At 69.9% G+C, this 26,771-nt stretch carries 30 protein-coding genes and 9 tRNA genes; 17 read left to right on the plus strand and 22 right to left on the minus strand.

From position 1 onward, the window contains the following. Both OWM54_RS18885 and OWM54_RS18890 read right to left on the minus strand, forming a co-directional pair. The gene (locus OWM54_RS18885) at positions 1-1,524 is read right to left on the minus strand and encodes a 3-hydroxyacyl-CoA dehydrogenase (protein WP_267698391.1); all 1,524 of its coding nucleotides are present in this window, start codon (positions 1,522-1,524) and stop codon (positions 1-3) included. A 1-nt stretch (position 1,525) separates the two neighbouring features. Further along, positions 1,526-2,296: an enoyl-CoA hydratase gene (locus tag OWM54_RS18890; RefSeq protein ID WP_267698392.1), complete on the minus strand. Its 771-nt coding sequence runs from the start codon at positions 2,294-2,296 to the stop codon at positions 1,526-1,528. 106 nt (positions 2,297-2,402) lie between these two features. On the opposite strand from OWM54_RS18890, the gene OWM54_RS18895 reads away from it, so the two are divergent. From OWM54_RS18895 to OWM54_RS18905, 3 genes are read left to right on the plus strand one after another with little or no spacing between them, the layout of a single operon-like run. Continuing rightward, positions 2,403-3,254, plus strand: coding sequence for an IclR family transcriptional regulator (locus OWM54_RS18895; RefSeq protein ID WP_141331840.1), 852 nt, complete (start codon positions 2,403-2,405; stop codon positions 3,252-3,254). 11 nt (positions 3,255-3,265) lie between these two features. Beyond that, complete coding sequence (locus OWM54_RS18900) at positions 3,266-4,423, plus strand: acyl-CoA dehydrogenase family protein (RefSeq protein WP_267698393.1); 1,158 nt, start codon at positions 3,266-3,268, stop codon at positions 4,421-4,423. A 36-nt stretch (positions 4,424-4,459) separates the two neighbouring features. Beyond that, the gene (locus OWM54_RS18905) at positions 4,460-5,419 is read left to right on the plus strand and encodes an alpha/beta fold hydrolase (protein WP_223749716.1); all 960 of its coding nucleotides are present in this window, start codon (positions 4,460-4,462) and stop codon (positions 5,417-5,419) included. Between the two features lie 102 nt (positions 5,420-5,521). Here OWM54_RS18905 and OWM54_RS18910 read toward each other — a convergent pair. From OWM54_RS18910 to OWM54_RS18920, 3 genes are all read right to left on the minus strand, one after another. Further along, positions 5,522-5,596 (minus strand) — tRNA-Arg (locus OWM54_RS18910). A gap of 18 nt (positions 5,597-5,614) precedes the next feature. Further along, a tRNA-Glu gene (locus OWM54_RS18915) sits at positions 5,615-5,687 on the minus strand. 109 nt (positions 5,688-5,796) lie between these two features. Beyond that, complete coding sequence (locus OWM54_RS18920; RefSeq protein WP_223751408.1) at positions 5,797-5,940, minus strand: hypothetical protein; 144 nt, start codon at positions 5,938-5,940, stop codon at positions 5,797-5,799. A gap of 206 nt (positions 5,941-6,146) precedes the next feature. Between OWM54_RS18920 and OWM54_RS18925 the strand changes: the two genes are divergently transcribed. Together OWM54_RS18925 and OWM54_RS18930 are read left to right on the plus strand one after the other, a co-directional pair. After that, entirely contained in the window at positions 6,147-6,914 is a 768-nt protein-coding gene (locus tag OWM54_RS18925; protein ID WP_267698394.1) for a helix-turn-helix domain-containing protein, read from the plus strand. Between the two features lie 87 nt (positions 6,915-7,001). After that, a complete protein-coding gene (locus OWM54_RS18930) occupies positions 7,002-7,391 on the plus strand; it encodes a VOC family protein (protein ID WP_267698395.1) in 390 nt (129 codons plus the stop codon). 6 nt (positions 7,392-7,397) lie between these two features. Here the strand turns inward: OWM54_RS18930 and OWM54_RS18935 are convergent. The 8 genes from OWM54_RS18935 to OWM54_RS18970 form a co-directional block, all read right to left on the minus strand. Beyond that, positions 7,398-7,468 (minus strand) — tRNA-Ala (locus OWM54_RS18935). Between the two features lie 103 nt (positions 7,469-7,571). Then, a tRNA-Pro gene (locus OWM54_RS18940) sits at positions 7,572-7,646 on the minus strand. Between the two features lie 24 nt (positions 7,647-7,670). After that, positions 7,671-7,746: transfer RNA gene (locus tag OWM54_RS18945), tRNA-Pro, on the minus strand. A 10-nt stretch (positions 7,747-7,756) separates the two neighbouring features. Beyond that, positions 7,757-7,830, minus strand: a tRNA-Leu gene (locus OWM54_RS18950). Positions 7,831-7,862: 32 nt separating this feature from the next. After that, positions 7,863-7,934: transfer RNA gene (locus tag OWM54_RS18955), tRNA-Ala, on the minus strand. Positions 7,935-7,948: 14 nt separating this feature from the next. After that, positions 7,949-8,020 (minus strand) — tRNA-Gly (locus OWM54_RS18960). Between the two features lie 26 nt (positions 8,021-8,046). Next, a tRNA-Gly gene (locus OWM54_RS18965) sits at positions 8,047-8,118 on the minus strand. A 108-nt stretch (positions 8,119-8,226) separates the two neighbouring features. Continuing rightward, complete coding sequence (locus OWM54_RS18970; RefSeq protein WP_170300441.1) at positions 8,227-8,379, minus strand: hypothetical protein; 153 nt, start codon at positions 8,377-8,379, stop codon at positions 8,227-8,229. 226 nt (positions 8,380-8,605) lie between these two features. Here OWM54_RS18970 and OWM54_RS18975 point away from each other — a divergent pair, with 226 nt between their 5' ends. From OWM54_RS18975 to OWM54_RS18985, 3 genes are all read left to right on the plus strand, one after another. Beyond that, positions 8,606-9,973, plus strand: a complete 1,368-nt coding sequence (locus OWM54_RS18975; protein ID WP_267698396.1) for a hypothetical protein — start codon at positions 8,606-8,608, stop codon at positions 9,971-9,973. A gap of 183 nt (positions 9,974-10,156) precedes the next feature. Beyond that, on the plus strand, positions 10,157-11,488 hold the full coding sequence (mgtE, locus tag OWM54_RS18980) for a magnesium transporter (protein ID WP_223751412.1): 1,332 nt from the start codon (positions 10,157-10,159) through the stop codon (positions 11,486-11,488). Positions 11,489-11,516: 28 nt separating this feature from the next. Further along, a complete protein-coding gene (locus OWM54_RS18985; protein ID WP_223751413.1) occupies positions 11,517-12,440 on the plus strand; it encodes a DUF6929 family protein in 924 nt (307 codons plus the stop codon). 9 nt (positions 12,441-12,449) lie between these two features. On the opposite strand, the gene OWM54_RS18990 is transcribed toward OWM54_RS18985, so the two are convergent. Together OWM54_RS18990 and OWM54_RS18995 are read right to left on the minus strand one after the other, a co-directional pair. Beyond that, positions 12,450-13,355, minus strand: a complete 906-nt coding sequence (locus tag OWM54_RS18990; RefSeq protein WP_223751414.1) for a tetratricopeptide repeat protein — start codon at positions 13,353-13,355, stop codon at positions 12,450-12,452. Further along, the gene (locus tag OWM54_RS18995; protein ID WP_267698397.1) at positions 13,355-13,606 is read right to left on the minus strand and encodes a hypothetical protein; all 252 of its coding nucleotides are present in this window, start codon (positions 13,604-13,606) and stop codon (positions 13,355-13,357) included. Before OWM54_RS18995 ends, OWM54_RS18990 begins: the two co-directional genes overlap by 1 nt. Before the next feature lie 180 nt (positions 13,607-13,786). On the opposite strand from OWM54_RS18995, the gene OWM54_RS19000 reads away from it, so the two are divergent. The 6 genes from OWM54_RS19000 to OWM54_RS19025 all read left to right on the plus strand — a co-directional run bounded on the left by OWM54_RS19000 (position 13,787) and on the right by OWM54_RS19025 (position 17,803). Continuing rightward, positions 13,787-14,218, plus strand: a complete 432-nt coding sequence (locus OWM54_RS19000) for a protein phosphatase 2C domain-containing protein (RefSeq protein ID WP_324289133.1) — start codon at positions 13,787-13,789, stop codon at positions 14,216-14,218. Further along, a complete protein-coding gene (locus tag OWM54_RS19005; protein ID WP_267698399.1) occupies positions 14,215-14,430 on the plus strand; it encodes a hypothetical protein in 216 nt (71 codons plus the stop codon). The genes OWM54_RS19000 and OWM54_RS19005 overlap by 4 nt, the downstream gene beginning before the upstream one ends. A 24-nt stretch (positions 14,431-14,454) precedes the next feature. After that, entirely contained in the window at positions 14,455-14,898 is a 444-nt protein-coding gene (locus tag OWM54_RS19010) for an NADAR family protein (protein WP_267698400.1), read from the plus strand. A 136-nt stretch (positions 14,899-15,034) separates the two neighbouring features. Beyond that, on the plus strand, positions 15,035-15,949 hold the full coding sequence (locus OWM54_RS19015) for an alpha/beta fold hydrolase (RefSeq protein WP_267698401.1): 915 nt from the start codon (positions 15,035-15,037) through the stop codon (positions 15,947-15,949). Between the two features lie 64 nt (positions 15,950-16,013). Then, positions 16,014-17,084 (plus strand): sensor histidine kinase, encoded by a 1,071-nt coding sequence (locus OWM54_RS19020; protein ID WP_267698402.1) that lies wholly within the window; start codon positions 16,014-16,016, stop codon positions 17,082-17,084. Beyond that, positions 17,081-17,803: a LytR/AlgR family response regulator transcription factor gene (locus OWM54_RS19025; protein WP_223751418.1), complete on the plus strand. Its 723-nt coding sequence runs from the start codon at positions 17,081-17,083 to the stop codon at positions 17,801-17,803. The genes OWM54_RS19020 and OWM54_RS19025 overlap by 4 nt, the downstream gene beginning before the upstream one ends. Positions 17,804-17,810: 7 nt before the next feature. On the opposite strand, the gene OWM54_RS19030 is transcribed toward OWM54_RS19025, so the two are convergent. The 6 genes from OWM54_RS19030 to lspA (OWM54_RS19055) form a co-directional block, all read right to left on the minus strand. After that, on the minus strand, positions 17,811-18,191 hold the full coding sequence (locus OWM54_RS19030; RefSeq protein WP_046710570.1) for a lipoprotein: 381 nt from the start codon (positions 18,189-18,191) through the stop codon (positions 17,811-17,813). Positions 18,192-18,369: 178 nt separating this feature from the next. Beyond that, on the minus strand, positions 18,370-18,873 hold the full coding sequence (locus tag OWM54_RS19035) for a KdsC family phosphatase (RefSeq protein ID WP_141324151.1): 504 nt from the start codon (positions 18,871-18,873) through the stop codon (positions 18,370-18,372). 11 nt (positions 18,874-18,884) lie between these two features. Beyond that, positions 18,885-20,000 (minus strand): MXAN_5187 C-terminal domain-containing protein, encoded by a 1,116-nt coding sequence (locus tag OWM54_RS19040; protein ID WP_267698403.1) that lies wholly within the window; start codon positions 19,998-20,000, stop codon positions 18,885-18,887. A gap of 41 nt (positions 20,001-20,041) precedes the next feature. Continuing rightward, positions 20,042-21,349 carry a prolipoprotein diacylglyceryl transferase gene (locus OWM54_RS19045; protein WP_267698404.1) on the minus strand — a complete coding sequence of 436 codons (1,308 nt, stop codon included), beginning with the start codon at positions 21,347-21,349 and terminating at the stop codon, positions 20,042-20,044. Between the two features lie 120 nt (positions 21,350-21,469). After that, on the minus strand, positions 21,470-22,081 hold the full coding sequence (lspA, locus tag OWM54_RS19050; protein ID WP_074948473.1) for a signal peptidase II: 612 nt from the start codon (positions 22,079-22,081) through the stop codon (positions 21,470-21,472). Positions 22,082-22,114: 33 nt separating this feature from the next. Further along, positions 22,115-22,741 carry a signal peptidase II gene (gene lspA, locus OWM54_RS19055; RefSeq protein ID WP_267698405.1) on the minus strand — a complete coding sequence of 209 codons (627 nt, stop codon included), beginning with the start codon at positions 22,739-22,741 and terminating at the stop codon, positions 22,115-22,117. A gap of 140 nt (positions 22,742-22,881) precedes the next feature. Between lspA (OWM54_RS19055) and OWM54_RS19060 the strand changes: the two genes are divergently transcribed. Next, positions 22,882-23,238 (plus strand): hypothetical protein, encoded by a 357-nt coding sequence (locus OWM54_RS19060; protein ID WP_267698406.1) that lies wholly within the window; start codon positions 22,882-22,884, stop codon positions 23,236-23,238. A gap of 52 nt (positions 23,239-23,290) precedes the next feature. Here the strand turns inward: OWM54_RS19060 and OWM54_RS19065 are convergent, their stop codons facing one another. Then, positions 23,291-24,913, minus strand: a complete 1,623-nt coding sequence (locus tag OWM54_RS19065) for an endonuclease/exonuclease/phosphatase family protein (protein ID WP_267698407.1) — start codon at positions 24,911-24,913, stop codon at positions 23,291-23,293. Between the two features lie 211 nt (positions 24,914-25,124). Between OWM54_RS19065 and OWM54_RS19070 the strand changes: the two genes are divergently transcribed. Both OWM54_RS19070 and OWM54_RS19075 read left to right on the plus strand, forming a co-directional pair. Next, on the plus strand, positions 25,125-25,835 hold the full coding sequence (locus OWM54_RS19070) for a Mut7-C RNAse domain-containing protein (protein ID WP_267698408.1): 711 nt from the start codon (positions 25,125-25,127) through the stop codon (positions 25,833-25,835). 190 nt (positions 25,836-26,025) lie between these two features. Next, on the plus strand, positions 26,026-26,757 hold the full coding sequence (locus OWM54_RS19075) for a hypothetical protein (RefSeq protein ID WP_141324157.1): 732 nt from the start codon (positions 26,026-26,028) through the stop codon (positions 26,755-26,757). Positions 26,758-26,771: the final 14 nt, after the last annotated feature.

Raw genomic sequence — 26,771 nt, forward strand, 5'->3', positions numbered from 1 at the left:
TCACCTCTCCGGCGTGAGGAGGGAGACACCGAGCCGGGCTCGGCGGGACAACCATGGGCTCGCGCGATAGCGCGGGTCTCCGGAGGCGGCGTGGATGGCGTCCAGCACCTTCAACACGCGTCGCGGACCGAGCGCGTCACCCCAGGCCAGCGGTCCGAGCGGATACCCCAGCCCGAGCGTCACCGCGGCATCGATGTCCTCCGGGCTCGCGATGCGCTGCTGCGCGATGTCGCACGCGATGTTCACCACGGTGGCGAGCACCCGCTGCGCGACGAAGCCCGTGCTGTCGTGGATGCGCGCCACCGGCGTTCCATCCGCCCCGAGCAGCGCGAGCGCCGAGTCCAGGAACGCGGGCCGCGTCACCGGCGTCGTCATCACCGTGCGCCGACGCTCCGGACCGAACAACAGGTCCACCGCCACCGTGCGCTCGGGGTCCAGCTCCAGCGCCAGTGCCGTGGTCGTGGCGTCCCGACCCAACGGCGCGAGCAGGCACAGCGACTCCGGTGCGGGATGCTCTCCGTCGTCCGGGAACCAACCCGCCGCGCGAACCAGGGACAGCAGTGCCTCCCTCCAGCCGGGCTCATCGGCGGCCACCCACACCGGCCGCTGCTCTCCCTTCGGAAGCACGGGCTCCGGCACGGCGTGAGGCCGTCCCCCTTCGTGGGAGTAGAAGCCCTGCCCGCTCTTGCGCCCGAGCAGTCCCGCCGTGAGCCGCTGACGCAGCACGTACGACGGACGGAAGCGCGGCTCCTGGTAGAACTGCTCGTACACGGACTCCATCACCGGGTGCGAGACATCCAGCCCCGTGAGGTCCAGCAGCTCGAACGGCCCCATCCGGAAGCCCGCCGCGTCCCGCAGCACGCGGTCAATCACCTCGAAGGAGGCCACGCCCTCCTGGAGGATGCGCAGCGCCTCCGTGCCGAAGCCGCGCCCCGCGTGGTTCACGATGAAGCCCGGGGTGTCCGCCGCGCGCACCGGCCGGTGGCCCAGCCGCCTCGCGAGCAGCACGAGCGTTTCCCCCACCCGGGGCTCCGTGCGCGCCCCCTCGATGACCTCCACCACCTTCATCAACGGCACCGGGTTGAAGAAGTGGAAGCCACCGACGCGGCCCGGGCGCTCGCACGCCGAGGCGATGGCCGTCACCGAGAGCGACGAGGTGTTCGTGGCCAGCAGGCACTCCGGCCCGACGATGCCCTCCAGGCGGGTGAACAGCGCCTGCTTCACACCGAGGTCCTCGACGATGGCCTCCACCACCACGTCACAGCCCGCGAGCGACGCTTCGTAGGGAACAGGCTCGAGCCGAGCCGTCGCCGCGCGCGCCTCCTCGGGCGACAGGCGACCCTTCGTCACCAGCATCTCGAGCGTCGACGCGACAGACGCGCGGGCCTCCTCCGCGGCCTGGGGACGCGCATCGAACAAGCGGACGGTGATTCCCGCCTGCGCGGCGAGCTGGGCGATGCCTCGACCCATCATGCCCGTTCCGACCAGTCCCAACGTGAGCGAGGGTGCTTGGACGTCGACCATGTCAGCGTCCCTCGAAGGCGGGCTTGCGCTTGTCCAGGAAGGCCCGCATGCCCTCCTTCTGGTCGCGCGTGGCGAAGAGGAGCTGGAAGGCCTTGCGCTCCAGGAGCAGCGCCTCCGCGAGGGACACGTCCTGTCCCGCGAGGACCACCTCCTTGATTTGTCGCACGGCCAGGGGCGGCATGTTCGCCACCTTCCGCGCGAGCGTGAGCGCCCGCTCCAACACCTCCGCGTCGGGGACCACCTCGGTGACCAGGCCCATGGCCTCCGCCTCCCGCGCCGTCATCGGCTCGCCGGTGAGCAGCAGCTTCATCGCCTTGAACTTCCCCACCGCGCGCGTCAGCCGTTGCGTGCCTCCCGCCCCCGGCATGATGCCCACCCGAATCTCCGGCTGACCGAAGCTGGCGCTCTCTCCCGCGACAATCATGTCCGCGTGCATCGCCAGCTCGCAGCCACCTCCGAGCGCGAAGCCATTCACCGCGGCGATGACCGGCGCGGGGCACTCCGCCAGGGACTGCCAGAGCCACTGGGTGTCCCGCAGCAGCAGGTCCACCGGCGTCGCGTCCACCAGGGCCCGCAGGTCCGCACCCGCCGCGAAGAACTCCGGTCCGCCCGTCAGCACGATGCAACGCACCGCCGCGTCCGCGCCCAGCTCCCGGAAGGCCACGGACAATTCCTGGCGCAGCTCCAATCCCAATGCATTGCGGACCTCGGGACGATGCAGTCGCACCAAGGCGATGCCTTCCTCGGGCCTCTCGACGAGCACGTGGGACATGGTTGGATATTCCTTGTTTCGCTATGCGAAACTGAATTTCGCAGACCTTGACCCATTTGTACTGTCTGTTTATCGTGATGGCAATCCCGCTCTTGTCAGGACTGTCATGAGACGCTTCGCAGCCCCCTCATCTCCGCCCAGCGACGCCGGTGCCCCCTTCGTGGAGTCGCTGGAGCAGGTGAGCGAAGAGGAAGTGAAGGACCGTCAATTCGTGACGGCGCTCGCGCGTGGGTTGGAGATTCTGAGGGCCTTCACCCCGCAGCGCCCCATGCTCGGCAACCAGGAACTCGCGGCGAGCACGGGGCTGCCCAAGCCCACCATCTCGCGGCTGACGCATACGCTGACGCGGCTGGGCTACCTCACGTACTCGGAGCGGCTGGGCAAGTATCAGCTCGGCACGCGGGTGCTCGCGCTCGGCTTCGCGGCGCTCTCCAACATGGGCGTGCGCGACGTGGCCCGACCGCTGATGCAGGACCTGGCGGACTACGCGAACGTCCCGGTGTCGCTGGGCAGTCGGGACCGGCTCAACGTGGTGTACGTGGAGCACTGTCGCTCCACCGCGGCGGTGACGCTGCGGCTGGACATCGGCTCCAGGCTGCCGCTCGCCACCACGGCGATGGGACGGGCGCTGCTCGCCGCGCTCCCCGAGGGCGAGCGTCGCTACCTGATGGGACACATGGCCAAGCGCGAGCCGGAGAAGTGGCCGCGCCTCCAGGCGAGCATCGAGCAGGCGCTGGAGGAGTACCGCACGCACGGCTTCACGCTCTCCGTCGGAGACTGGGACCGGGACGTCAACGCGGTGGGCGTGCCGTTCATCGCGCCGGATGGCAGCGGGCTGTTGGCCTTCAACTGTGGCGGGCCGTCGTTCCTGTTGCCGCGTCAGCGACTGCTGTTGGACATCGGTCCCCGGCTGGTGAACCTGGTGCGCAACGTCGAGGCGGCACTGCAGCACCGCTGACAAGGACCACCATGCTCACCGCCCGCGAGGACGAGACCCTGGAGCAGCTGCTCTCCATGCTGGAGCGCTTCGTGAAGGAGCGCCTGATTCCCAACGAGCACCGCGTGGCGGACGAGGACGCCATCCCCCGGGACATCATCGAGGAGATGCGCGGCCTCGGACTGTTCGGCCTGTCCACGCCGGTGGAGTTCGGCGGCGTCGGGCTGAACATGAGCCAGGAGGTGCAGGTGGCCTTCGTGCTCGGACAGACGTCGCCCGCCTTCCGCTCGCTCATCGGCACCAACAACGGCATCGGCTCGCAGGGAATCATCCTGGATGGCACGGAGGAACAGCGGCGCAAGTACCTTCCTCGACTGGCCTCGGGAGAGATTGTCGGTGCGTTCGCGCTGACGGAGCCCAACGCGGGTTCGGATGCTTCCTCGTTGAGGACCACGGCCCGGCGCGAGGGCGACGTGTACGTGCTCAACGGCACCAAGCGCTTCATCACCAATGCGCCCGAGGCGGGTCTGTTCACGGTGATGGCGCGCACCAACCCGGACGAGAAGGGGGCCGCGGGCATCTCCGCGTTCCTCGTCGAGGCGGGCACCCCGGGGCTCATCATCGGTCCGTCGGACCGGAAGATGGGACAGAAGGGGACGCACACCGCGGACGTGCTCTTCGAGGACTGTCGTGTCCCCGCGACGCAGCTGTTGGGCGGCGTGGAGGGACAGGGCTTCAAGACGGCGATGAAGGTGCTGGACCGGGGCCGGCTCCACATCGCGGCGGTGTGCGTGGGTGTGGCCGAGCGGCTCATCCGGGAGAGCCTGCGCTACGCCATGGAGCGCGAGCAGTTCGGCAAGCCCATCGCGGAGTTCCAGCTCATCCAGGCCATGCTGGCGGACAGCCGCATGGAGGCCTACGCGGCGCGCTGCATGGTGCTGGACGCGGCCCGGCGCAGGGACGCGGGCCAGAACATCAGCACCGAGGCGTCCTGCTGCAAGCTGTTCGCGAGCGAGATGGTGGGGCGCGTCGCGGACCGCGCGGTGCAGATTTTCGGAGGGGCGGGGTACATCGCGGACTACGGCATCGAGCGCTTCTACCGCGACGTGCGCCTTTTCCGCCTGTATGAGGGCACCAGCCAGATTCAGCAGCTGGTCATCGCGCGAAATATGATGCGCGAGGCGACCTGAGCCGTCCGTTCGAGGCCTGGCCCCCTGGGAGTCTGCATGTCCGTGGCCATCGCAGTCCTCGTCGGCATCGTCGTTCTCGTGCTCGCCCTGCGGCAGTGGCTGCTCGTCCGCGAGTGCACGCCCTGTCCGAGCGAGGCCTTCGACGGGCACATCCACCGGGTGGGCAAGGCGGTCATCGCGGAGCGGCGCTGTGAGAACCCGCGTGCCACGGTGCTGTGCATGCACGGCTTCGTGGCGGACATGCGCTACTTCACGCGCCACTACGAGGACCCGGGGCTCCAGCTCATCCTGGTGACGAGCTGCGACTACCACCTGCCGATTACAGGTCCTCGCGAGGTGCCAGCGCCCTGGGCGAAGGTGCCGAGCGCTCCGGAGGGCACGATTGCCCACGACGCCGCCGTGCTGGTGCAGGCGCTGGAGCATCTGCCGAGGACGGACCAGGTGCGCGTCCATGGGCATTCGCGCGGAGGCGCGGTGGTGCTGGAGGCGGCGAAGCTGCGGCCGGACCTGTTCGAGAAGGTGGAGGTGGTGCTGGAGGCGCCCGTGCTCCCGCGCGCTCGTGCGTACACGCGCCTGACGCGGGCGCAGCTGTGGCTGCTGCCGTTCTTCATTCCGCTGTGGCGCCTGGCGCCCATCTCCCGGCACAACCGGGGGGCGTGGGGGCCGCTGGAGGATGCGCGCAAGCGCGAGCTCATCATGGCGTTCCCGTTCAATCCGAAGCGGGTGTCGACCATGCTGACCAACCTGGTGGACCTGGCTCGCTGGTTCGAGGAGCGCGACGAGTCGCTGTTCCGCAACGTGCGGCGCGGCACCGTGCTCGTCCCGGGGAAGGACCGGGTGCTGGAGTCCAGGTCGATGCTGGAGAGCGCGCAGAAGGGCCGTCCGGAGCTCGAGGTGGTGACGCTCGACGGGTGCAGCCACTTCGTGTTGTGGGACCGGCCCGATGCGCTGCCCGCGCTGGAGCGGCTGCCGGAGCGACCGTCCGCGACCGCGTGAGGTTTCGGGAGTGCACGCCCCGGGAGTCGAACCCGGCCAAGTCGGTATGTCGAACCGATGCCGTCGCCCGCTGGCTCGGCGTGCATGAAACAGATGAAACAGTGGTCCTGGCAGGAATCGAACCTGCGGCCTCTCGGTTCGCACCCGAGCGCTCTGAATCCGCTGAGCTACAGGACCTGAAGATGTCGCGAAGAGTGCCCCGTACGGGAGTCGAACCCGTCTTCCCGCATCGAGAGTGCGGTGTCCTGCGCCGATAGACGAACGGGGCGGCAGGTACTGCGAGAGAGGGAACCCGGAAACGAGAAGAGGCCGGGTCCCCTCTGGGAGCCCGGCCTCTGAAACCGCCCGGCCACGTCATCGAGACGTGGCCAGGAAGCTCAACGGCCGGGTGGAGCGCTACGGAAGGAAGCGATTCCCTCCCACAGCTCGTCCTCGGAGACGGTGTCCTGCTCGGTGTTCGCGAACAGCACGGCGATGCCGCGGACAGTGTCGTTCTTGCGCTTGAGATTCATCGGGCTCATCGGATTCACCATCGGCAGATTCACCGCTCCTTTCGCCAACGACAGACGCGCTCGACTTCTCGCCCTGACAAAGACATGTGTCTTCAATGCGAGCACACCGTGCACAGCGGCCCGCGAGCCCTCTGGCGCCATCCCCCTCGCCCGGCTCGAGGCCCGCGCGGAATGAGCCGCCCGGTACTATCCTCTCCCCAGGAGGAGACCGAGGGATGCTCGAGGGTGGATACACGGAGCTGGCGCCGCCGGCCTTCATGGCCGACCGGGTGGACGCGCTCTGGCGCTACGTCACGCCCTCCACCGCCACGCCAGGCCTCCACCGCATCCTCCCCGACGGCTGCACGGACCTCATCGTGCGCTTCTCGGACATGCGCTCCCTGGGACGTGGCGACGAACCCCGCGTGACGGTGGTCGGCCCCATGGAGTCCTTCGCGCTCGTGAAGGAGGCCCCCGGCTCGGTGAGCCTCGGAATCCGGCTCAAGCCCGGCTGGGCGCTCGCGCTGCTCGGCGTGAGCCCTCGCGAGCTGTGCAACCTCAACGTCCCCGTGAAGGACTGCGCGCCAGCCCTCGTTGCCCTCCAGCAACGCCTGTCCGCCTGCCGCTCCCTCGAGCACGCCCAGGCCCTGCTCCAACAAGAGTTCCTGCGCCGCAATGCCTCGCCGCGACACCTGCCGAAGGCCCGGACCGCCCACGCGCTCCAGTGTCTCCAGTCCTCCTCGGGACAGGTGCGCATGTCCGCGCTGGCGCGCGAGCTGGGCATCAGCGAGCGGACCCTGCACCGCGACATCCTCGAGGAAGCAGGCACCGCGCCCAAGCTGCTCGCCCGGGTGCTGCGCTTCCAGCGAGCACTGGGGCAGCTTCGCGGGGGGAACTCCGCGCTGAGCACCGTGGCGCTCGACTGCGGCTACTCGGACCAGGCCCACTTCACCCGGGAGGTCCGAGAGCTGGCGGGAGTGTCTCCCACCGGCCTGCTGGAATGAGCCGCGTCCGATTTCTTCAAGACACCCCAGCGGGCCCATGAGAGACCGCCTCCATCGGCGTCCTCACTCCCACCTCGGAGCCCTCTCATGAAGCTCGGCTATGTCATCCTCTACGTCCCGGACGTCCCCGCCACCCTCGCGTTCTACGAGAAGGCCTTCGGCCTGAAGCGGCGCTTCCTCCACGAGAGCAACACGTACGGAGAGCTGGACACGGGCACCACCGCCCTGGCCTTCGCATCGGAGGACATGGCCGGACACAACGGGCTCACCGTGCGCTTCCACCGGCCGAAGGAGACTCCCGCCGCGGTGGAGGTGGCGCTCGTCACGCCCGATGTCGCGGGCGCCTACGAGCACTCGGTGAAGGCAGGCGCAAGCCCCGTCCAACCACCCAAGCAGAAGCCCTGGGGACAGTCGGTGGCCTACGTGCAGGACCTCAACGGCGTGCTGGTGGAGATCTGCTCCCCCATCTCCGCCTGAGGTGAATGGAACCGCCGGGAATCGAACCCGGACCGCTCGGATGCCGTCCGAGCATTCTCCCGTTGAACCACGGTCCCTGAAGGGGTGCTTCCAGCGCTCCGACAGGGAATCGAACCCTGTTCACACGGTAGACGGCCGTGCTGCGATCCAATCGCATCCCGGAGCATGAAACACTTCACATCTGGATGACAGGATTTGAACCTGCGACCTCACGGATCCGAACCGTGCGCTCTGGCCAGACTGAGCTACATCCAGGAAACCACCACTGCCTGCAACGAGTCGGGACGACTGGATTCGAACCAGCGACCTCGCGCACCCCAAGCGCGCGCTCTTGTCCAAGCTGAGCTACGTCCCGTGAAGCACCATGCCGCGGGCGGGAGTCGAACCCGCAACCTCTGCGTTCTGAGCGCAGCACCTCTACCAATTGGGCTACCGCGGCGTTTGAAACAGACGACAACGACTGTGATTGAATGGAGCCGCCGGGGATTGAACCCGGGACCTCTCGGATGCGAACCGAGCGCTCTCCCGCTGAGCTACGACCCCAATGTGTTTCGTGAAGCAGCCTGCGGGAGTCGAACCCGCGCGGTCCTGAGTGGCTCTCAGGTGCCTTTCCCCTCGGCCAAGGCTGCGATGCGTCCCTGCGGTGTGCTCGTGAAGCAGCCTGCGGGAGTCGAACCCGCGTGGTCCTGAGTGGCGCTCAGGTGCCTCGCCTCTCGGCCAAGGCTGCGTGTGCTGGGGGGCGGGAGGCCCGGAACATGAGAAGGGCCGGGTTCCCTCGAGGGGAGCCCGGCCCTGGTACCTTCGGCCGCGTCCTCGAGGGGACGGGCCTGGGGTCTCAGGTTCCGGGCGGTCGACCGCCGGCGGCATCGCCCAGCAGGGCGGGAAGAGGAGCGGGACGTAGCGCGGCGGGCGCGAGCGCATCAATGCCGCTGACAGTGTCGTTCAGGATCTCGGGGTTCATCGGGCTCGTCAGGTTCGCCGTCGTCATGGTCACCGCTCCTTTCAGCGAAAAGAGACGCGCGGATATTTCATCCCTGACATGCGAGTGATTCCCATCCCGTCACGCGCCAGAGCCCCGGGCATCCACGAGGTGACACCCACCCCGGAAGCAGGGCTGACCGCGTCCCCCGTTCGCGCTATGAGGTTCGTGGAAGCCCGCGTCGCAGCGCTCCCTGGCCGGGGGAGGCTCGGACGTCGGGTGAGATGGCCGCTGGATGAAGACCTCCCTCCCCCTCACCCTGGCCGCGGTGCTCGCCAGCGTCGGTTGCTCGGCGGACGACCAGGCGCCCCTGTGCACCGTGAGCCCCGCGACGGGGCTGTTCACCCGCGACCCGGTGGTGGTCCCCCTGGGCACCGCCGCCTCGCTGCGGATGGACGTCGCCACCCTGATGCTGGCCTGCGACAACGGCAGTCCCGCCCAGGCCCCCGACACCGCCACCGCCGAGGTGCTGGACCCGGAGAACCACCGGGTCCCCGCGGAGGTCTCCCTGGGCGACATGGGCGGCGAGGCCACGGTGAGCTTCACTCCCACCTCCGTGGGACGACACCACGTCCTGCTCTCCTTCGCGCCCGTGGGCGGCGTGCGCCAGCTCGGCGTCCATGTGGCCGGCGCGTGGCGTGGAAGCCCCACGCCCGTCACCCTGCCGCTGCCCAGGTGCGGTCAGCTGGACCGCACCGCGCGAGGCCTGTGGCTGTGTGATGGCGTGGCCGTGCGCGGCGCAGAGGACCGCCCGCTGCGCCTGGGCACCGCCACCACCCCCGCCGACGTCTCCGTCTCCGGCAACGTCGTCTGGGTGGTGGGAGACGGGCGCGTGCGCCGCTACGTGGACACCGGCACCGAGCTGGAGCTCACCGACTCGCTGCTCACGGACGCGCTGGGCACCCGGCCCCTCCAGGCACGACTGGCTTCGGAGAACGAGCTGGTGGTGCTCGACAGCGAACGGCTCCACCGCTTCGTGCTCACCGACGCCGGGGTGCTCACCGCGCCACCGTCCACGCCCTGGTGGGGGACGGCGACTCCGGGGCGCTTCGGGAGGGACCAGTCGACGGGGCTGCTCGTGCGCGCGTCGGCGCGGCGCGTCCTCGTCCTGTCGATGCTCCGTGGCGCACAGGACAGCCAGGCCTGCCCCTTCGAGCCCTCCGTCGAGGGCAGCCTCCTGCCGGTGACGGACGAGCCCTGCGCGCCGCTGCGAGGCCGCCCCGTGGGCCTGGAGGACGGCGCCCTGTGGACCCTGCTCGGCTCCGCCCAGCCCCTGTTCCCCGAGCGGACGCTCTACCGATGGACACTCGAGGGAGGCCGACTGGAGCAGGACGGCGCGCTCGGCCTGGAGCTGTCGCTGGGGGTCACCGAGGCGTTCCTCCACCTGGGCCCCACCGTGCCCACCCTCTACTCCACCACCGGTGAAGCCCGGCTGTCCCAACCCCGGCGCCTGAGCGGACGACCCGTGCTCGGACTGGAGCTGTTGCCCACCCACTTCCCCCTCTCCGAGGGCTCGCGCGACACCTCCCCTCGCTTCCACTGGAGTGGCGATTCGCGTCCCCTCGGAGGCTTCACCACCGTCTACGAGCAGGCCCGGCCCTGAGAGGCCTCGCCCGAGGCCCTCCCTTGGAGCCCACACGGGCGAGCTTTCCGCTCGGGGCCGGTGACGTCCGTGGAAAAAGCGCGCGGGGATGGTTGCCTGCCTCTCGCCGCGCTCGCCGTGCGGGTGTAGAGAGGCCGGCGCGTCGCGACTGGCCGCGCGCGTACACCAGCCGAGGCGAGCCCCATGATGGACAGCCCTCAGAGCGCTTCCCTCTCCGTGGAGGAGCTCCATGAGGTGTGGCCGGTGCTCTCCATCGACGAGCGCCTGGAGGGCTTCCGGCTCCTGCCGACGTCGGTGGCGGACGACTTCTTCCTCGACCTGTCCGCGCGCGAACAGGCGGAGCTCATCACCCACCTGCCCGCCAGCGAGCGGCGCACCTGGGTGCGTCTGTTGCCGCCGGACGACCTGGCGGACCTGGTGCAGGCGGTGGCGGTGGAGCCGGGGCAGGCGGACGCCATCCTCGCGCAGCTGGACGACGCCAGCCGTCGGGAGGTCAACGTCCTGCTCGCCTACGCGGAGGACGACGCCGGTGGTCTGATGAACCCGCGCTTCGCGCGCGTGCGGCCGGAGATGACCATCGACGAGGCCATCGGCTACCTGCGCAAGCAGGCGCGCGAGAAGGTGGAGACCGTCTACTACGCGTACGCGCTGGACGCCGAGCAGCGCCTGCAGGGCGTGCTGTCGCTGCGCCAGCTCTTCCAGGCCGCCAGCGACAAGAAGGTCGCGGACGTCATGCAGCACGACGTCGTCACGGTGTCGGAGAACACGGACCAGGAAGTGGTGAGCCAGCTGTTCACCGAGCACGGCTTCATGGCGCTGCCCGTGCTCGACGAGCAGAACCGGATGAAGGGCATCGTCACGGTGGACGACATCGTCGACGTCGTCCAGGAAGAGGCCACCGAGGACATCCAGAAGGTCGGCGGCATGGAGGCCCTCGAGGCCCCCTACTTCGAGGTCGGCTTCTTCGGGATGCTCAAGAAGCGCATCGGCTGGCTGCTGGTGCTCTTCCTCGGGCAGATGCTCACCGCCACCGCCATGAGCAGCTTCGAGGGTGCGATTGAGCGCGCGGTGGTGCTCAGCCTCTTCGTGCCGCTCATCATCTCCTCCGGCGGCAACTCCGGCAGCCAGGCCTCCACGCTCATCATCCGCGCGCTCGCCCTGGGCGAGATGCGGCTGAAGGACTGGTGGCGCGTGGCGCGGCGCGAGGTGCTGTCCGGCCTGGTGCTGGGCTTCGTGCTGGGCGCGGTGGGCCTGGCGCGCATCGTCGTGTGGCAGGAGGTGTCCGGCGCGTATGGCGAGCACGCGTTCCTGCTGGGCTGCGCGGTGGCGCTGTCCGTGCTGGGCGTGGTGACGTTCGGAACGCTCGCGGGCTCCATGCTGCCCCTGGTGCTGCGCCGCTTCGGCTTCGACCCCGCGAGCGCCTCGGCGCCCTTCGTCGCCACGCTGGTGGACGTCAGCGGCGTCGTCATCTACTTCACCGTCGCCAGCCTCCTGCTGCGCGGTACGCTGCTCTGAACGCGCCTGCCGCGACGGGAGCCCGGCCATGATTCGCACCACCCCACGGCGCACCCTCACCCTGGAGGCCCCCGAGTCCCCGGGCCTCCCCGCGCATGTCAGCGCCGCCAGCGGCCTGGTGCGCGTCGGAGACTGGCTGCACGTCGTCGCGGATGACTCGCTGCACCTGGCGACGTTCCCCGCGCGCGGGGATGCACCGGGGCGGCTGTCGCGACTGTTCGAAGGTGAGCTGCCCGAGGAGCCCGCCGCGCGCAAGGCGGCCAAGCCGGACCTGGAGGCGCTCTGTCTGCTGGGTCCCCTGGCGGGTGCGCCTCATGGGGCCCTGCTGGCGCTGCCCTCGGGCTCCACCTTGGCGCGCATGCGCGGGGCGCTGGTGACGCTGGGCGCGGATGGCTCGCTCACGGGCGAGGTCCGGACGGTGGACTGCGCGACGATGTACCAGCAGCTCTCGCGTGAGCTGGGCTCGCTCAACATCGAGGGCGCGGCGGTGGTGGGTGGACGGCTGCGGCTGCTCCAGCGGGGCAACGGCGACGCGGGCGTGGATGCGCTGGTGGACCTGGACCGGGAGCGCGCGATGCGCGCCATCGAGGTGGGCGCGCTGGGGCCGGAGGTGGTGCGCACCACGCTGCGCTGGGAGCTGGGCCGCACGGGCGGCGTGCGGCTGTCCTTCACGGACGCCTCGCCCCTGCCCGATGGACGGATGATCTTCACCGCGACGGCGGAGGCCTCGCCGGATACCTATTCGGACGGCGCGGTGGCGGGCTCCGCGGTGGGCCTGCTGGCGCCGGATGGGACGCCGCTGTTCCTGGACGTCGTCGACGCGAAGGTGAAGCTGGAGGGCGTGGACGCGCGCGTGGAGGGTGGACGCGTGCACCTGCTGCTGGTGGCGGACGCGGATGACCCGTCCGTGGCGGCGCCCCTCTTGGAAGCGGTGCTGGACGTCCCGGCGTAGCGGCGCCGGTCAGTCGTGCTCGTGCGCGGCTTCTTCGGGCCTGCCGCCCACGGCCTCGAGCGAGGAACGCGCGGGACGGGCGCGGTCGAACGCCACCTCGCGCTGGCCCACACCCTCGGCGGTGGTGTTGGCGATGCGCTTGCGGGCGCGGGCGATGTAGTCCTGCACCAGCGTGGGGTCGGGATGCGTCTTCAGCGTCTCCACCCACGTCTCGATGGCCTTCTCGTGCTCGCCGGCGTCCGAGCGCAGCTTGCCCATCTCGAAGAGCGCGTGCGGGGACAGCTCCGAGTCCGGGAAGCGCGTGCGCAGGTCCGCGAAGGCGCGCGAGGCCTCCTGCCGACGGCCCTCCATCATCGCGATGGCCTGGGCCTGGAGGAACAGCGTGTCGTCCACGAAGACGCTGGTGGCGAAGCGCTCGACGAGGCGGCGCGTCTCCAGCTCGCACTGCTGATAGTCACCCAGCTCGAAGTAGAGCTTGGCCACCTGGTAGTGCAGCTCCGCGCCCTGCGGCGGGTTGCGCTGCAGCGCCGCGGTGAGCTGGTCGATGGCGCCGCGCAGGTCGCGGTAGTGCACGCGCAACAGCTCCGCCAGGATGATGCGGGCCTCGAGCGCCTCGGGGGACTCGGGGCACTGCTGGATGAGCTCGCGGTAGACGCCCACGGCCTCCTTCACCTTGCGCTGCTCCAGCCAGTAGACGTCCGCGGCGCCCTTGAGCGAGCGGGCGCGCAGCACGAGCGCCTCCGGCGTGCTGTCGTGGCGCAACATGTCGAAGGCCTTGCGGTACTCGACGAGCGCCTCGTCCGGTCGCTTCTCGAAGGTGGCGTCGCGAGCGCGCTGCAGGTGGTCCACCGGCTTGTCGCGACACCCGGCACCCGCCAGGGCCAGCACCACGAGCGACAGTCGCAGCGTCCGCACTAGCACTTCTCCGGGATGATGGTGACGCAGCGCGACTCCACGCAGCTCACGCACTCGGCGATGGGCGAGACGTCGGTGACGCACACATCGACACGGGAGGTCCGCGGACAGTCCTCGGAGGTGACACACCGATAGACGCTCCCGTCATCACGGGTGACGTCCTGGGACGTCGAGCCACAGACCTCCAGGTCGTTGCATCCCAACAACCCCGCTCCAAGGGTGGCGAGGACCGTGTGCGCGGTGCGTGTCACGGCGGCGGTTCTACCTGGATTCGACCACGTCGTCACGGACCGGTGTGCCCGCTCGCCTGCCCAGCGGAATCCCTTGCGACCCGGCTCCACAGGGGGTGAAGTCTGGAAAGCGAGCGTGTCATGAAGTACCCGCCATGACGCGGGGCATGACGCCTGTTGGCACTCCCGAAAGCGCGACACATGGGCGGATTCGAGACGGCCTTGCATGTGGAACCGGCGAGCAAAGGCAAACCGGGTGCGGACCGAGTGATGGCGCTGACGCACGGTGACGCGACGGTGCTGGTGGTGGCGGATGGCGCGGGGAATTCGCGTCGCGGCGCGGAGGCCGCGGAAGTGGTGCTGCGTGGCGTCCGGGATGCCGTGGCGTCCGGGGCCGGACTGGACCACGCGGAGACCTGGCGCGCCGTGCTGGAGCGGTGCGACGCGGAGCTGGTGTCCTCGGGACAGGGAGGTGAGACCACCGCCGTGGTCGCCTGTGTCACCTCTCGATGCGTGGTGGGCGCCAGCGTGGGGACTCGGAGCTGTGGTTGTTCCAGGGCGAGGAGGCGCACGCGCTCACGGAGCCCCAACACCGTAAGCCCCTGCTCGGCAGCGGCGGCGCCCGACCCGTGACCTTCGAGCACGCGTGGCGAGGCGGCGCGCTCCTCGGCGCGTCAGATGGGTTGTTCAAGTACGTCGACCTGCGTCGCATCCAGGAGCAGGTGGGGCTCGCCGACGTGCAGGCCGCGGCGCTCGCGCTGGCCACGCTGCCTCGACTCGCGAGCGGCGCGCTCCCGGATGACGTGGGCCTCGTCCTGTGCCGTCCGAGTGTCTCGCGGTCCTGAAGTCCTGGCACTGGTGGGACACCCATGAGCGAGGTCATCCGTTTCTACAGCGTCACCGACGCACATGGCTGGTGCTCGAACTTCGCGCCCTACCCCATCAAGCTCGGCGGCAGGACGTGGCCCACCAGCGAGCACTACTTCCAGGCTCGCAAGTTCGAGGCTCCCGAGGACCAGGAGGCCATCCGACAGGCTCGCACGCCCATGCTCGCCGCGCGAATGGGCCGAGACCGCAAGCGCAAGCTCCGTCGGGACTGGGAGTCCATCAAGGTCTCCGTCATGCGCGAGGCCGTGCGCGCCAAGTTCACCCAGCACGAGGACCTGGCCCGGTTGCTCCTGGACACGGGTGACGCACGGCTCGTCGAGCACACGGACCAGGATGACTACTGGGGCGACGGCGGAAACGGCAGCGGGAGGAACATGCTCGGCCGCATCCTCATGGAGATTCGCGAGGAGCTCCGCGCGCGGTAGCACGTCCCCGCTGCCCACCGCTCATCCCCGGGACGGACCGCTCATGGAGTATCCGGAGCGAGCACGATTCCGGGGCGTACCTTTCTCCTCGTCCGACACCGCGCCTCCCGCGGCGTCCGTCACCCGAGGAAGGTCCATGCGTCCCACGCCACTTTTGACCGCGCTCTGCACCCTCTGTCTGCTCGTCGGCTGCGCCACCACCTCCAGCCCCTCCACCACCGCCGCGGCCATCAGCGCCCCCGCCGCCCCGGCCGCCTTCCACGTGAAGCGCTCCGGCAAGGGACGCCCCGTCCTGTTCATCCCCGGCCTCGCCTCGTCCGGCGCGGTGTGGGACGAGACGGTGGCCCACCTGAAGGGCGGCTACGACAGCCACGTCTTCACGCTCGCCGGCTTCGCGGGTCAGCCCGCCATCCCCGCGCCCTTCTTCGCCACCATGCGCACGGCGCTCATCGCGTACATCCGTGAGCACAAGCTCGACAAGCCCATCATCGTCGGACACAGCCTGGGCGGCGTGCTGGCACTCTCGCTGGCCGCCGAGGCGCCCGACCTGGTGGGCGGCCTCTTCATCGTGGACAGCGTGCCCTTCCTGCCCGCCCTGATGTACCCGGGCGCCACCGTCGAGACCGCTCGACCGTTCGCCGAGCAGGGCCTCGCCCTCATGCGCCAGCAGACGCTGGAGCAGCGCACCCAGGCCTCACGACAGGCGATGCGCATCTACGCCACCGATGAGGCCCGGCAAGAGGTCGGCGTCCGCTGGGGCGTCGACTCCGACGTGGAGACCGTCGCGCAGGCCGTGTACGAGATGTCCACCACCGACCTGCGCCCGGAGCTGCCTCGCATCACCGCGCCCACCTTCGTGTTCGGCACCTGGGCCGCGCTCAAGGACCGCGTCCCTCGCGAGAACATCGAGGCGCTCTATCGCGGCCAGTACCAGGGCCTGTCCACCGCGCGTCTCGTCATGCACGACACCGCTCGGCACTTCATCATGTGGGATGACCCCGAGGGCTTCTTCACCACGCTCGACGGCTTCCTGAACGAGCACGCCCGCTGACGTGCGTGGAGTCCCACCGCTGAAGCGTGATGGACTCGAGGTCCTCATGACGGCAGGAGCACGCATGTCATCCCGACGCGCCCGGGTCTACGCCGCCTGCCAGGCGGGCGGCTGGGGACTGTACGCCCTCATCAATGGCCTGCTGTCCGTGCTGTCCATCGTGATGATGCAGCGGCCCGACGAGCAGTTCGCGCGCAGGATGCTCTGGCTCGTCGCGATGAGCCTCTCGGGCGTGCTCATCACCCACGTCGCCCGGGTCCGGCTCGGCTTCCGGGAGTGGGCCCGGCTGTCCCTGTCCCGCCTCGCGCCGCGCGTGCTGCTCGTCTGTCTGGCGATGGGGGCCACCCAGTCCGTGGTGGCCCACGTCCTGTCCCGCTTCGTGTTCCGCATCCAGGGGTTCGAGGACTTCTCGCTCACCAACATCATCTTCGGCGGCGCCTTCTGGTCCGTGGTCATGATGATGTGGCTCCTGACGTACTTCGCGGTCCACTTCATCGAGCGCGCGCGTACCGCCGAGCACGAGCGCCTGCAGCAACAAATCGCCTCGCAGACCTCGGAGCTGCGCTTCCTCAAGGCCCAGCTCCAGCCGCACTTCCTCTTCAACTGTCTCAACAGCGTCCGGGCCCTCATCGTCGAGGACCCCGCCCGCGCCCAGCAGGCGGTGACCCACCTGTCCTCGCTGCTGCGCTACGCGCTCGCCTCGAAGGACGCGGAGACGGTGCCGCTCGGGCGGGAGCTCCAGGTGGTGCGTGACTACCTGAGCCTGGAGGCCATCCGCCTGGAGGAGCGGCTCCACGTGCGCGAGGACGTGTCACCCGAGGCGCTCGCCGTACCCGTGCCCGCGATGCTGGTGCAGACGCTGGTGGAGAACGCCATCAAGCACGGCATCGCCCCTTCGCCCGAGGGCGGCGCGGTGACGGTGCAGGCCCACGTGCGCGAGGGCTCACTCATCCTCGAGGTCGCCAACACCCCCGCGCCCGTCGGCACACCTCCCGCGCCCCACTCCGGCGGCGTGGGACTCCACAACGCGAGCGAGCGGCTGCGGCTGCTGTGCGGCACCACCGCGTCACTCCAGCTCGACCATAGCGGGGCCGCCCTCACCACCGCGCGTGTCCGCATCCCCCTGCCCTCATGAGAGTCCTCATCGTCGACGATGAACGCCTGGCCCGCGCGGAGCTGCGCCGACTGCTCGCCGCATTCCCCGACGTCGAAGTCGTGGGCGAGGCCACCCACGTGGACGACGCCTGTCGTCAGGTGGAGTCGCTGGAGCCAGACCTGCTCCTGCTCGACATCCAGATGCCGGGAGGTAGCGGCTTCGACGTACTCGCCCGGCTCGACGAACCTCCCGACGTCATCTTCACCACCGCGTTCGATGCGCACGCCGTGCGCGCCTTCTCCGTCAACGCGCTCGACTACCTGCTCAAGCCCATCGAAGCGGAGCGACTCACCGAGGCGCTGGAGCGGGTCCGGCAGCGCAGCCGACAGACGGAGCGCGCGTCCGAGCCGACGCGGGCCCCGGGAGCGCCGCTGGAGCGAGTGTTCGTGAAGGAGGGCGAGCGCTGCTGGCTCGTGCAGCTCTCGCAGGTCCCGCTCATCACGTCCGAGGGCAACTACTCACGGCTGCACCTGGCGGGACATCAGCCACTGCTCCTGCGCTCGTTGAGCTACCTGGAGGAGAAGCTGGACCCCGCGCGCTTCTTCCGCGCGAGTCGACAGCACCTCATCAACCTGGACTTCGTCGACACCCTGGAGCCGGGCCCCGGCGGCACGCTGGTGGCGCGCCTTCGCGGAGGCCCGGAGATAGAGATGTCACGCCGTCAGTCCCAACGCTTCCGCGAGCGCATGAGCCTGTGAGCGCGCGTCAGTTGGCGCCGTGCTGCGACTTGGACGACTTGCCGGAGGTGAGCACCGGGTCCACCGCCGCCACGCTGTTGCGGCGGCGCGTCTGGCGTCCGCGCTCCTCCATCTTCTCGTAGTGCTTCATGCGCGCCAGGATGTGCGGCTCCGACGTCTGGCAGTGCAGCTGCGTCACCTCCTGGTGACGACGCCCCAGCTCCTGCCACGTCTGGAGCATGGCCTGGTTGCCGAGCAGTCGCTCCTCGACATTGTCCAGCACCGCGTCCAGCTCCTCGGCCTCCGCCTCCAGCACCGCGAGCCGCTCCCGAGATTCTTCAGACGGCGTCGAGCACCCCGTCGTCATCACGAGGCCCACCACCACCGACAGCCCGAGCCACCTCTGCATCCCCACATCGCCTCCCACGTGTCTCGCGCCGGCCAGCGGCCTCATGTGCGAAGCCCAAGGTAGGGAGGGCCCCATGACGCGACAACCCGTGCGGGCAAGCGACCCCGTCGACTTTTCAGGAGCCGACGATTCGCCGCACCCAGGCGTGGATTGGAGGAATTCGAGGGACGGACAGGTGCTACGAGCGGTGCCGCAGGATGAACTCGCACACCTCGCGCGCGGCGCCGAAGCCCGCGGGCTTCTGTGCGACGTAGTGCACCTGGGCGCGGACCTCGTCAGGGGCCTCGGGCGGCGCGGAGGAGAAGCCCACCGCCTTGAGCAGCGGCAGGTCCACCACCTCGTCCCCCATGTAGCCACACCGGTCCGCGGAGACGTTCAGCAGCGCGAGCAGCTTCTCGAAGTGCGCGACCTTGTCCTGGCTGCCGAAGTGCACGTGCTTGAGGCCCAGCGACTGCATCCGCATCTGCGCGGACAGGCTGTCGCCCCCGGAGATGGCGGCCACCTCGATGCCCACCTCCTGCAGGCGCTTGATGCCCATGCCGTCGCGCACGCTGTACATCTGCGTCCAGCCGGAGTTGGGCACCCAGAAGATGCGTCCGTCCGTGAGCGTCCCGTCGATGTCGAAAATCATCACCGACAGACGCGACACGCGCGCCTTGAGCGATTCCAGGTCCTGGTTCATCGGAAGGCGCCCTACTTCGGCACGGCCTTGAGCGAGGCCTTGCCGTCCTTGATGACGACCTTGAACTCCACCGCCTTGGCGTTGTGCTGCTTGAGCAGCTCCGGCACCTGCTTGCGCAGCGTGGCGGCCACCGACTCGTAGGACATCTTCGAGGTGTCCTCCTGGCAGCGCCGCTTCGCGGTGACGTACGCGTCGTACACGGCGCGCAGCTTGTCGTCCGACATGCCGCCGCCCCCCGCCGACGGAGGCTTGGGCGCCGCCGAGGCCACGGGCGCCGCGGGCCTGGGCGCCGCGACCGGCGCCGCCGTGGGACGCGCCACGGGCGCGGGGGTCCCCGCGGGCCTGGCGGCCATGCCCGGAGGAACCGCGGCCGAGCCTCGCGCCGGCGTGCCTCCGAGCGGCGACGTCACCGTGGGCAGTCCGCGCGCGGGCGTCCCCGTCACCGGCGCCACGGCGGGCGTCAGCGGGGCGATTCCCGGGATGCCTCCGCGCGACCCGGCGGGGGCGGCCACCGGCGCCACGCTCGGCGCCGCCGAGGCGCTGGCCACCGCGGGCGTGCCACGGAAGGGCGTGCCCCCGGCGGAAGGCGTGGAGGCGGCGGCCGCCGCGGCGGCGATGGCCGCGGCCAGGGGTGGCTCGTTGACGGGGCGGGGGCGGAGCACCTCCTCCACCTCCTCGAAGTCCATGTCGGAGATGTCCTCCGGCAGCTCGACGACGCCCTTCTTCGCGTCCTTGTTCGCCGAGCCTCCGCGCACCTCCGCGCGACGCCGGGCCTTGAACAGGTCGCGCTTGTACGTGCCCGCTTCGATTTCCTGCAGCGTGCGCACCCACAGCCGCTCGTACGTGAGGAACTTGCTGTGGATGCTGCCCACGCGGAACTTGGCCGCGGTGCTGCGGATGAACGACGTCTTCAGCTTGTTCACCCGCTTCTTGAAGTCCTCGTGGGCGCGCGTGGGCGGGTTGCGCTCGTTGCCCAGGAAGTACTGCTCGAAGAGGTTGCGCAGCGCGGCCAGCTCCGCCTCCAGCGCCTCGCACTCATGAAGGACGGCCTCGCTGGAGCTGGTGTCCGCCGGGGCCTTCGTGGCGGGGGACTTCGCGGCGGACTGTCGGGCGTCGGGGGGCGGCATGACGTCTCAGAGTGTCCCCAACCGGCGTCCGGGGATCAACCTCACGCCGCCGACGGTGTCGGTCCGGCCTCGCCCGCCGCCTCGCCCGCCCCTCGTCGCCCCTTCTGGTAGAGCAGCGTCGCCCCGAGGGCGAACATGCACAGGGAGATGGACTGGCTGGTGGAAATGTTGAACCAGGCCTCCAACGGCACCGCGTCCGCCAGCCCCTGGGCCCCCAGGGACTCGAGCAGGCCGTGCAGCGTCCCGCGCTCCACGTCTCCGCGGAACAGCTCCACGGTGGTGCGCAGCACCGCGTAGGCCATCAGCCACAGCGCGAAGATGTGCCCGTGGAAGCGGCGCAAGCGCCGGGCGTACAGCAGCGCCACGAAGAGGACGAGCTGCCCCAGGGACTCGAAGAGCTGGGTGGGGTAGACGCCCAGGGTGTGTCCGTGCTGGGCCACCCAGTCGGAGATGCGCACCGCGTCCGGCGCGGCCTGGTGCAGAATCTGGCCTGTCGCCTCCACGACGAAGCGCGTGTCGTCGAGCTGGGAGGTGTACGCGAGGCTGGAGGCATTGCCCACCTGGCCGAACAGGTCCTGCGCCAGCCCCGAGCCCGGGAAGTGCACCGCCGTCGCGGAGTGGGCCGGCGCCACGTCGCCCCAGCAGCAGCCCGCGCTGAAGCAGCCCAGCCGCCCCAGGCACTGTCCCAGCGACACGGTGGGGATGCACACGTCCGCCAGCCGTAGGAAGTCCATGCCGTGGGCGCGCGCGAAGAACCACGCCGCCACCGCCGCGCCGATGAGCCCCCCGTAGAAGACGAGCCCGCCGCCCAGCGACAGCGCCTGCGTCCAGTCGCGTGAGTAGTCCTTCCAGTTGACCAGCACGAAGAGCAGCCGGCTGCCACCAATGCCGCCGATGAGCACCCAGAAGGCCAGGTCCATCACCTGCTCGCGCTTTTTGGGCCCCTCCACGTCCACCCACTGGCCATCAACGAGCTCGACCCTGCGCCACTCGTCCCGCGCCAGCCGCCCGGCCACCGTCACCGCCGTCATGAAGCCCGTGGCGAGCAGCACGCCGTAGGTGTGCAGGGGGATGCCCTCGCCCTTTCCACCGGGGAAGGCGCTCTCGGGCAGCGCGTACTTGAGGCCGAACCACGCCAGCCCCGCACCCGCGAGCCCGAAGCCCGCCGCGCGCAGGAGCCGGTCCGCGAGCACCACCGCCTTGCGCGTGCCCGTCTTCGGGTCCACCTCCCCCACCGCGCCGCGCCACCCGTTGAAGGCGATGTAGCCCACCGTGCCCACGGCGAGGGCGTACACGAGCAGCTGCGCCCACAGGCTGGTGAAGGTGAGGCGGAAGAGGACGGGGAGCATGGAGACCTGCCGGCGGACGAGAGGGGCGGCGTGAGCGCTCGGGAGGCTACCCGCGCCACGCGTCGGAGCAAGGCGGGGAGCACGCCGGTCCGCTCGGGCGGCCCTCCGGCGAGGTGACGCTCAGGCGGCCTTGGTGGGCGCCGGCGCGGGCTTCTCCTTGCGCACGAACGCGTCCACCAGCAGCAGGCCCACGCCCACGCAGATGGCCGCGTCCGCGACGTTGAAGGACGGCCACGCCGCCTTGTCGAACCAGTGGGCCTCCAGGAAGTCGATGACGAAGCCCCGGGCCAGCCGGTCGATGTAGTTGCCCAGCGCGCCCCCCAACACGAGCGGCAGGCCCCACAGCGCCCACTTCTCCTCCGGGTCCGAGCCGGACAGCTTGCGGAAGTAGAAGACGATGAGGACCACCGCGCCCAGGCTCACCACGTGGAAGAGCGGGCCGCGCTGCTCGGGCGGGAGGTTCCTGAACAGACCCCACGCCGCGCCCGGGTTCTCCGCGTAGCGCAGGCGGAAGAAGGACTCCGACACCTCGATGCTGCGGCGGGAGCGGTAGTGCAGCCCGTCGAAGCCGCGCTCGGGCGGCGCGCTGAACATGGCGCCCAGCCGGCCGCCCAGCGTCTCCTGCCCCTGCATCTGGGAGGTCAGCTCACGGACGACGAGATACTTCGTCCACTGGTCCAGGGCGATGACGCCCAGGGTGACGGCGAGGAGGATGACGTATTTGCGAGGCACGGGCCTGGGCTTACACCACCCGGCCCCCACCCGTCACGGATTGGGGCTCTGGGTGAGCGGCGCCGGAACGGCCTCCGGGCGGCGCACCTTCAGCGAGTCCAGCAGCATGAAGGCCACGCCCACGCAGATGGCCGCGTCCGCGACGTTGAAGGTGGGCCAGCGCATGCCCGGCTGGTTGCGCCAATGCCAGTCGACGAAGTCGATGACGTAGCCGCGAATCAGCCGGTCCAGGAAGTTGCCCAGCGCGCCGCCGGTGATGAGCGCCAGCGCCAGGCGCGCCAGCTGCTGGTCCAGCGGGGTGCGGCGGTACATCAGGAAGATGAAGGCCAGCGCCGCCACGCTCACCACGTGGAAGAACGTGCGCCGCACGCTGTCGGGCAGGTCGGCGAACATGCCCCACGCCGCGCCCGGGTTCTCCACGTAGCGGAAGTGCCAGTAGTCCTCCACGAAGCGGTGGGGCCGCAGCACGTTGCGCTCGCCGTCCTCGCGAGGCGGGTCGTTGTCGAGGTTGTGGAGGGTGAAGTAGCCCGTCACCCGGGCCATCCCTTCACGCCCGTCCAGGGCATCCGTCAACCGGGACACAGCCAGATACTTGGTCACCTGGTCCGCGACGAGGACCGTGGTGGCCACGAGAATGAGGAGGCGGAGGGAGGCTTTCATGACGCGTCCCAATCCCTTAACCCGCCCCCCAAGCCCTGACAACCCGGAGGGCCGACCGGCCCCCGGCGGGCAGCATGCTCTGTTTCCCGGACATCGCTCGTTTGGGGCATGGTGTGGACATGCCGCCTGTTGAGCCCGACGTGAATCCTTCAGTCTCCGACACGCCCCCACCCACGACGACTCCCGAGGCGAAGGCCGGGAAGCCGTCGTTGATGGCCCGCTTCAAGACGCTGATGCTGGAGTACGGCCCGCTGGCGTTGGTGACGAACTACGTCATCTTCGGCCTGGTGCTGGTGGGCTTCTACGCGGCCATCCGGCTGGGCTTCCAGCCGTCCGGTGCGGGCGAGCAGGCGGGCACGTGGGCGGCGGCCTACGCGGCGTCGCAGGTGGTGAAGCCCCTGCGGCTGGCGGCGGTGTTCGTGCTCACGCCGCTCATCGCGCGAATCCCGCCGGTGGCGCGCTTCATCGAGCGCAACAAGCACAAGTGGAACTTCTGAGCGGAGCACGCGGCGGCCTGTCTCGGAGCCGCCGCGCGCCCACCGCGTCCGGCTAGAAGGCGGGGACGCGGAAGTCCTTGATGACGCCCATGTGCTGCATGCTGGGAGCGCCGCTGTCGTTGGACTGCACCGGGGCAATCTCCGACAGCGGGGTGTAGACGCGGCTGTCGAGCACGAGGCCGTTGGGGAACGAGTTGGAGCCGATGACCGTGGGCGTGCGGTACTGGTTCAGGTCCGCGTCAACCAGGACGTGGTCATAGGGCTTCTCGCGGCTGGCGTTGGTGCCCGTCTTGCCGTTCTTGTCCGCGGGGTACGGGGCGCTGGTGACGACCACGTTCTTGAAGGTGGTGAAGCAGCTCTCGTTGAAGCTGTCCGTGTTGAGGTCACCCCCGATGACCAGGTAGTCGCTCTCCGGGACCTTCCCCCTGACCTTGCTGACGATTTCGGTGGCCTCGGCGTTGCGTGCCCCCGAACTGCGGGTCAGAAGGTGCACGCTGACGACCCACAAGTCCTTGGGCCCGGGGATGTCGATGCGAGCCCAGGCGAAGTCGCGGTTGTCGACCTCGGGGTCCTTCCACTCGCCGGACTCGATGATGGGCCAGCGACTGATGACCCCGTTGGGGATCTGCGCGCCGCCCTCGCGGTAGTAGTAGAAGCCCGGGCCCACCTGGTTCACCAGCGAGGTGATATCCGCCACGGAGTCACTCTTGTAGTTGAACTCCTGGATGAGCACGACGTCGGGGTCCACGCCCTGCATCAGGCGGATGCCGTGGCCCGGGTCGTAGTCCTGGCCGTTCCCGCTCGACAGGTTCGACGCCATGATGCGGATGTTCGTGTAGCTGCCCGGCCCGGGCCCACCGTCCGTCGGCGTCCCGGCGTCCGTCGACGAGCCCGCGTCCGGCGTGCCCGCGTCCACGGGGGAGCCCGCGTCCGTGCCCGCATCGATGGGCGTGCCGGCGTCCGTGCCCGCGTCGGCGGGGGAACCCGCGTCAATCGTCGTCCCCGCGTCGTCCGGCGTGCCGGGACCCGCGTCGACCGGAGAGCCCGCGTCGTCCGTCGTGCCGGGACCCGCGTCAATCGTCGTCCCCGCGTCGTCCACGATGACGGGGCCACCGGCGTCCGTCGGCGTGCCCGCATCGGTCGTCGTGCCCGCGTCGTCCACGATGACCGGCCCACCCGCGTCCGTCGTCGTGCCCGCGTCGTCCACGATGACGGGGCCGCCCGCGTCCGTCGTGCCCGCGTCGGTCTCGGTGCCCGGTCCCGCGTCCTCGAGCGTCCCGCCGTCGTCCGTCAGCGAGCCGCCATCCGCGTCCGCGCCCGCATCGCCCGCACCCGCGTCCGGAGTGGCCTCGCACACCTCGGTCGGCAGACAGAAGGTGGCGTCGCCTCCGTCACGCGCCTCGCCGGTGGGACAGCACGCCGCCTCGGCCTGACCACAGGCACCCTGCTCATCACACGGCCGGACACAGATGGACCGGTCGTAGAACGGGACGAAGCGGCACTCCTCACCCGCACCACAGCCGCCGCCATCCTGCTGGGGATTGCACTCGGCCCACATCACGCCGCCATCCGGCAACGGAAGCGGTGTCTTCGGATCCGAAGAATCCCCACACGCCAGAGCGAAAACCGTGAGCGAGACCACCGCGCACGCCAGATAGGAAAGGGTCTTCTTCATTCGCTCTGCCTGCTTCCGTGGAGACGATTCGAGAGATGGTCCGGGCCGACGACGACGGCCCGACGGGGCGCGGAGTATAGAAGTGCGCCAAGCCCGCAGTCCCGCTACGTACCGCCAAATCGTACATTTACAGCGGTGAAAATCGCGAGCGGGGGCGTCCCACGGGCCAGGGTCCGAGTCCTCCTCGTCACGCAACCGGGAGCAACCCACCGTGGTGACCGTCCGACTTCATGGAAGGCTGAACGACTTCGTCGCGCCGGAGAAGCGGGGCACGCAGCTGCAGGTGGCGCCCCAGGGCTCGCCGTCGCTCAAAGACCTCATCGAGTCACTCGGCCCGCCGCATCCCGAGCTGGACAAGGTGCTCGTCGACGGCGCCCCGGTGGCGCTCGCGCATCGGGTGACGCCCGGAGCCCACATCGAGGCCTTCCCGGCGCTCGGGCACGTCGAGGGCATGCCGCGCTTCGTGCTCGACGTGGGACTGGGGCGGCTGTCGGGTTTCCTGCGGATGCTCGGCTTCGACACCCTGTGGCGCAACGACTTCGACGACCCCGAGCTGGCCCGAATCTCGAGCACCGAAGAGCGCGTCCTGCTGACCCGGGACCTCGGCGTGCTCAAGCGGGGCGAGGTCGTCCTCGGCTACTTCCCTCGCGCCACGGACCCCGCCGAGCAGCTGGTCGAGGTGGTGCGGCGCTATGGGCTCAGCTCCCGGATGAAGCCGTTTTCCCGGTGCATCGCCTGCAACGCGCTCCTGAGTCCCGCCCAACCCCACGAGGTGACCCATCGCGTCCCCCCGGACGTGGCGCGCAGGTACACCCACTTCCAGCAGTGCAACGACTGTCGCCGCGTGTTCTGGCCCGGCACACACCAGGAGCGCATGCAGGCGTTGATCGACCGGCTGCGCGCTCTGGAGCTCGAGAGCTGAAGCCCGCACCTCGCAAAGAGTCGCACCTCGCACTTTTTGCGAGGTCACCAATGACCCGCGACGCCAGGGTGAAAGCCCGCACCGAAACGATTTCAGTGGGTTGCGGGTATGCCCTTGCGGGCACGTGAGTTGCTGAGTTCGCGACACTTCCAGCCTTCCCGCACGGGGGGAGCGCAGAGGAGCCGCGACGATGACGCACCGAGACCTGGCCCGAACCCGAGCGAATGGAGGCTTCACGCTGCTCGTCGCGCTGGGCGTCGTGCTCGTGGTGACGATGGCGGTGATGCTGAGCTACCGGGTGGTGGGCCGCGAGGCGGACACCCAGGCGGACGCGCGCCGGCAGAAGGAGGCGTTCTTCGCCGCGGAGGCGGGGCTGGCCGAGGGTCGCGAGGCCATCCGGCTGCGCACGGCGCTCGACGCCACCACCTACGAGAACACGCTGACGACGATCATCAACTCGGGCGCCGAGGTGACGGAGCTGGGGCTCGCGGGCGCCAATCCCCCCTGGTACGAGCTGCTGCCCGCCAGCCCCGGCGACCCGTGGAACTACCTGCGGCTGACGCCGAACGACATGCCCGCCCATGAGAAGCAGGGGGCGGACAACGTCGCCTACGCGGACTACCCGGAGCAGAACAACGTGCGCTACCGCGTGTTCGTTCGCGACGACATCGACTCGAACCCCACGTCCGACGGCAACGGCCTCATCTGGGTGGCCGCGGTGGGCGAGGTGCTGAGCCGCGACGGCCGCCCCACGCGCTCCGTCGTCCAGGCCCTCATCGCCAACCAGAGCGGCGCGGTGGCCTACGGCCCCGGCTGCAACATGGCCGGCTGCGGCTCTGACAACAACTACAACAATTCGCGGGAGCAGAACGCGCCCGACACCACGCAGATCGAAACGCTCCCCAACAACACGCCTCCCTGACGAACTCCTCGCCG

Source organism: Myxococcus sp. MISCRS1, assembly GCF_026626605.1.
Taxonomy (GTDB): domain Bacteria; phylum Myxococcota; class Myxococcia; order Myxococcales; family Myxococcaceae; genus Myxococcus; species Myxococcus fulvus.